Consider the following 3,802-nt stretch of genomic DNA (forward strand, 5'->3'; position numbering starts at 1 on the left):
GCTGGCGCTCTATGCAGCCCGCAAGGCGATCGCCCGCGAGGCGCTGACCGGCTGGCTGGAGCGCCGCGGGGTCGCCTCGAGCACCGAGGTGGAAGCCTTTGGCCTGTCCGGCTTCACCGCCCGCATGTCGGTGGGCGATCCGGCCCGCCCCGACTTTGCCGCCGCCCGGGTGGACGTGCGCTACCGGATCAAGGGTTTCGGGGTGGAGGTGGGCGCCATCACCCTGCGCGAACCGGTGGTCCGCGCCAGCATTCGCGGCGGCAAGCTCAGCGTCGGCGCCCTGGACCCGATCATCGCCGAGTTCCGCCGCCGCCCGCCGCGGCCGGACGCCGCCAAACCGCGCATCGTCGTCGACGACGGCCTGCTGCTTCTGGCCACCGATTACGGGCCGGTGAGGTTGCGCGCCGATTCTCGGGTAGAGGACGGCAAGCTCGTGTCGCTGGCGGCGACCAGCGCGCAGGCGCAGCTCCAGGGGCCGACCTTCGCCGCCGCCCTGGGGGTCGCAACCGTCAAGCTCGCCACCCGGAGCGGACGGGTCGCGGTAATTCTGGACGCGCCGATCCTGGAAGCCGCCGCGGGGTCGGCGTCGGTCCGCGGCGCGCGCCTGCAGATGCGGTTGACGGCGCCCTATCCCGACCTGGTGAAGCGGCGTGGCGACGGCGCCCTGACCCTCCGCACCAACCTGGCCACGGAGCGGCTGGACATGACCGGCCAGCGGTTGCACGGCGCCCAGCTCTCCGGGGTCTTCGCCGGCCAGGCCGCAGGCTGGATTCCCGACCTGGTGGTGACCGGCGCCGGTTCCGCTGATCTGCGCGCCGGCTCGGGCGCCCTTGGCTCGGCGCGGACCGGCGCCATGACCGCCACCGCCAGCGCCAGCGACCTTCGCTGGACCCGGCAGGGCGGCGACCGGGTGACGGCCGGCCTGAGGGTCAGCGGCCTGTTGCGCGACATCACCGCCGCCGACCTCAAGCTCACACGGGCGTCGGGCGCCTTCTCCGGCCCCATGTCCGCCAGCCGTGCCGGGCTGGACGTCAACCTCTCCGGCCATGCTGAGGGGCTAGGCGACTGGTCGGGCCTCGGGCCGCCGGGACCGCTGGACTCGACCGACATCGCCGCGGTCAAGCGCGCCGCCCGCAGCTTCGCCTTCGCGGCCCCGGGCCTGGGCCTACAGGTCGCCGACGGCCTCAAGATCCGGCTGTCGCAGCCCTTCCGGATCACACCGGCCAGCGGCGGCGTGGTGCAGGTCAGCGCCCCGGCCGGCGCGCCGCTGTTCGGACCGCGCGGCGGGGCGCTTCGCCTGACCATGTCCGGTGGCGGCCTGCCAAGTGTGGAGGCCGATGTGGCCCGTCTGCGGTTTGCGGATGGCGCGACCACCGCCCAGGGCCGGGTGCAGGCAGCTCTTTCCATCGGCCCGATCGTCGACGGCCGGTTCGACGCCGCCGGGACCCTGCGCATCGCCGCCGGGTTCAGCTTCACCGGCGACCGCTGCGCCGCGGTCACCGCGGCCCGGCTGGAGTTCGGTGAGAACGACGCCACGGGCCTCTCCGGCCGGCTGTGTCCTGCCGGGGCGCCTCTCCTCACCCTGCGGGATGGCGACTGGCGCATCCGTGGCCGAGGCGAGGCGATCGCCGCAGCCGTGCCCTTCCTGAAAGCGCGGGTGACCGAGGGCGCGGGCAGCCTCAGCATGGGCCAGAGCCGCGGCGCCCTGGACGCCGCCATCCGGGTCGCCTCGGCGCAGGTGCACGACACCGCGCCGCAGACCCGCTTCAACCCCCTGCGCATGTCAGGGACCGCCGGCCTGGCGCGGGAGACCTGGACGGCGGCCCTGGCCTTTCGCACTCCCGCGGGCCAGCCGGTGGCCACCGCGAAGCTCACCCACGATGGCCGCAGCGGGCAGGGCGAAGTGGACGTGGACACGGGCCTGCTGGCCTTCGCAGACCGTGGCCTGCAGCCGGCGCAGCTTTCGCCGCTGGCCGCGGCGGTGGGCTCTCCGGCGCAGGGTGAGGCGCGGTTCGCCGGGGCCTTCACCTGGACCAACGCCGGCGTCGCCAGCCGCGGGACGCTGGCCATTCCTGGGATGGACTTTGAAAGTCCCGCCGGCCGGGTCACCGGGCTGTCCGGCGACCTGGTCTTCACCAGCCTGGCCCCGCTGATCGCCGCCCCCGGCCAGGTGTTGCGGGCCACCCAGATCGACGCCTTCGCGCCGCTGACCGGCGTGACGGCCACCTTCGCCCTGGAGGCGCAAGCGATCCGGATTTCCGGCGGCGAAGCGGCGGTGGGTGGCGGCCGGGTGCTGGTGGAGAGCCTTGAAATCCCGCTCGATCCCAAGGCGGCGACCCGCGGCGTGCTGATCTTCGAGGGCGTGCAACTGCGCGAGTTGGTGGAGGCCTCGCCCTTCGGGGACCGGGTCGATCTGGACGCCAAGGTCAGCGGCCGGGTTCCGTTCGAAACCGAAGGCCAGCGGGTACGCATCCTGGGCGGCACCCTGAAGGCCATCGAGCCGGGCCGGCTGTCGATCCAGCGCACGGCGCTGAGCGGGGTGGTGGCCGAGGGCCAGGTAAGCGCGCCGGTAGCCGCGGCGACGCCGGAGACCAACACCGACACCTTCACCGACTTCGCCTATCAGGCCATGGAGAACCTGGCCTTCAACACCCTGGACGCCGCCATCGAGAGCCGCGCCGATGGCCGGCTGGGGGTGCTGTTCCACATCGTCGGCCGCCACGACCCTCCGCAGAAACAGGAGATCAGGCTCTCGCTTGGCGACCTGATCGGGCGCAAGTTCCTGAATCGCAAGCTGCCGCTGCCTTCGGACACCGGCGTGAACCTTACGCTGGACACGACGCTTAACCTGGATGATCTGCTGTCCGACTACCGCGCATATCGGCAGCTTCGCGGTTCAGGTCCGGTTCAGCCGTGAGGGCCCAAGGATTGAGCGTTGAATTTGGAGACGTCCGCATGACCGCGCCGCCCCGATCCGTCGCAACCTTCGGGTTGCTCGCCGTTCTCGGTCTGAGCGCCTGCGCGCCGACCATCCGTGTGGAAGTCGCCCCGATCACCATCTACGCCAAGCTGGACGCTGACGTCCGGTTGCGCCTGGACGAGGACGTCAAAGCCTTGATCCAGCAAAACCCCAACCTCTTCTAGGAGGGGACATGAACATGCAGGGACGAGACATCATCACCGTGGGCGCCGCCGTCATGGCCGCGCTCGCCCTTCCGCCCGTCGCCATCGCGCAGTCGGCCCAGGCCAAAGCGACCGTGGACGCTGCCAAGTCCGCGGGCGTCGTCGGCGAGCAAGCCGACGGCTTCCTGGGCCTGGTGACCGGCGCCGCCGACCCGGCGGTGCGCAGCGCCATGGCGGAGATCAACGCCGGTCGGGCCGCCCTCTACCGCCAGGCGGCCGCCAAGAACGGGGTCACCCCGGATGCCGCGGGCGCGGCGGCCTATCTCCAGGTCGTGCAGTCGCGGCTGAAGCCCGGCGAGTACTACAAGCCCTCGGGTGGCGGCTGGTCGCGGAAATAGCCCGCGATCAGTCCAGCACCCTGTACGCCGGCAGGGTGAGGAATTCCTCGAAGCCGTCCGAGAGACTCATGTCGGTGAAGATTTTCACCGCCTCGGCGAAGCGCCCCTGGTCGTAGGCGCCGGCCGGCAGGGTCTGGCGAAGCGCCGCCATTTCCTCGTCCAGCAGGGTGCGGAATAGCTCCGGCGTCACCTCGCGCCCGTCGGCCAGGGTGGCCTTGTGGCGGATCCACTGCCAGATCTGCGCGCGGCTGATCTCCGCCGTCGCGGCGTCCTCCATGAGG

General features: G+C 72.0%; 3 protein-coding genes and 1 pseudogene. 3 read left to right on the forward strand and 1 reads right to left on the reverse strand.

Annotated features, from left to right (window positions below):
• The 3 genes from ACLL81_RS01290 to ACLL81_RS01300 all read left to right on the forward strand — a co-directional run.
• Window positions 1-2,917 (forward strand): YdbH domain-containing protein (locus ACLL81_RS01290; protein WP_411286537.1); only part of this gene is annotated, 2,917 nt, incomplete at its 5' end.
• A gap of 38 nt (window positions 2,918-2,955) precedes the next feature.
• Complete coding sequence (locus tag ACLL81_RS01295; RefSeq protein ID WP_411286538.1) at window positions 2,956-3,144, forward strand: YnbE family lipoprotein; 189 nt, start codon at window positions 2,956-2,958, stop codon at window positions 3,142-3,144.
• Between the two features lie 14 nt (window positions 3,145-3,158).
• Window positions 3,159-3,521: a YdbL family protein gene (locus ACLL81_RS01300; RefSeq protein ID WP_411286539.1), complete on the forward strand. Its 363-nt coding sequence runs from the start codon at window positions 3,159-3,161 to the stop codon at window positions 3,519-3,521.
• A gap of 7 nt (window positions 3,522-3,528) precedes the next feature.
• Here the strand turns inward: ACLL81_RS01300 and ACLL81_RS01305 are convergent.
• Window positions 3,529-3,802: pseudogene (locus tag ACLL81_RS01305) on the reverse strand (malate synthase A); the annotation flags it as partial.

The sequence above is a fragment of the Phenylobacterium sp. genome, from assembly GCF_046590535.1.
Taxonomy (GTDB): domain Bacteria; phylum Pseudomonadota; class Alphaproteobacteria; order Caulobacterales; family Caulobacteraceae; genus Phenylobacterium.